Here is a 994-nt window from a genome sequence, read left to right as displayed (position 1 = left end):
ATCTACTTCACCTCCGACATCGAGAACGCGATCTACAAGGTGGCGAAGAAGTAGCCTCCCACCGAAGCGGCACCCGGTCGATGGAACCGGCACGCGGCTTCCCCGGTTAATGGAGGGGAAGCCGACAGCAGGAGGATCACCCATGAGGCGCCTCTCCCGCGACGACATCGTCAAGACCGTGGACCGGGCCGACGACGTCACCATCGCCCAGATCATTGGAACCGGCGCGACCGTCGACGAACTCGCGGAAGCGCAGGCCTGGCTCGCCAATGACGAGCCGATGATCAACGATCTCCGGCCACTCGCCCACGGCCGCGTCCGCGAGCTCGTGGACATCCTCAGCGAGATCGACGAGGACGGCGACGAGGACGGTCCGGCATCTAGCCCTGCGCCGACGGAAAACTAGCTCGCGCGCATCCGCGCGAACAATTCCGACGGCATCATGCCGAACATGTCGCGGAAGGCCGTGCTGAAATGCGCGGAGCTGGAAAAGCCGGCGCCATGCGCCGCCTCGGTCAGCGATTGCCCCTGTGCGACCGCCCGCGCGGCTGCGCCGATCCGGCTCCAGATGCGGTAGCGGCGGAGCGGCACACCCGTGGCTTCCTTGAACAGATGCAAAAAGCGCGAGGACGAAAGCCCGGCCTGGCGGCCGAGTTCGGCAAGCGTGTGCGAACCGCCGGGCTCCTCGCGCATCCGCCTTATGGCATCAGCAATTCTTGCATCCGGCTGCGCACTTGATCCGATTCCAAGTCTATCGCGGACGGCCTGCCGCGCTTCGTCAGATTCGAGGCGTCGCTCGGCGATGTCGCCGAACAGCGTGACAACCGCTCGCTCGTCGATCATGTCGAACGCGGCCCTCGATCCGACCTCCTTCATGCGTGAACGAAGCGCCTCGATATCGCGTCCGAAGGGATCGACATAGAGGAAGGCCATCCGTCCGGCATCCACGCGCAGATGGTGCAGGCTGTTGGGCATGATCAGCACGCTGCGCGTC

At 65.0% G+C, this 994-nt stretch carries 2 protein-coding genes; one reads left to right on the top strand and one right to left on the bottom strand.

Annotated features, from left to right (window positions below; translation table 11 throughout):
* The first annotated feature begins 142 nt into the window (after positions 1–142).
* Entirely contained in the window at positions 143–406 is a 264-nt protein-coding gene (locus AC1D00_RS42745; RefSeq protein ID WP_477014868.1) for a hypothetical protein, read from the top strand.
* Here the strand turns inward: AC1D00_RS42745 and AC1D00_RS42740 are convergent.
* Positions 403–994 (bottom strand): helix-turn-helix domain-containing protein (locus tag AC1D00_RS42740; RefSeq protein ID WP_477014867.1); only part of this gene is annotated, 592 nt, incomplete at its 5' end. The two genes, AC1D00_RS42745 and AC1D00_RS42740, sit on opposite strands and share 4 nt — an antisense overlap.

It is taken from the genome of Bradyrhizobium sp. P2_E8, assembly GCF_056403875.1.
Note: the sequence above shows the minus strand (reverse complement) of the source record. Positions and strands in the feature narration are given on the sequence as shown.

Excerpts from the sequence above, each read along its gene's own strand:
- AC1D00_RS42745 (WP_477014868.1), top strand. The coding sequence starts at position 143 with ATGAGGCGCCTCTCCCGCGACGACATCGTCAAGACCGTGGACCGGGCC.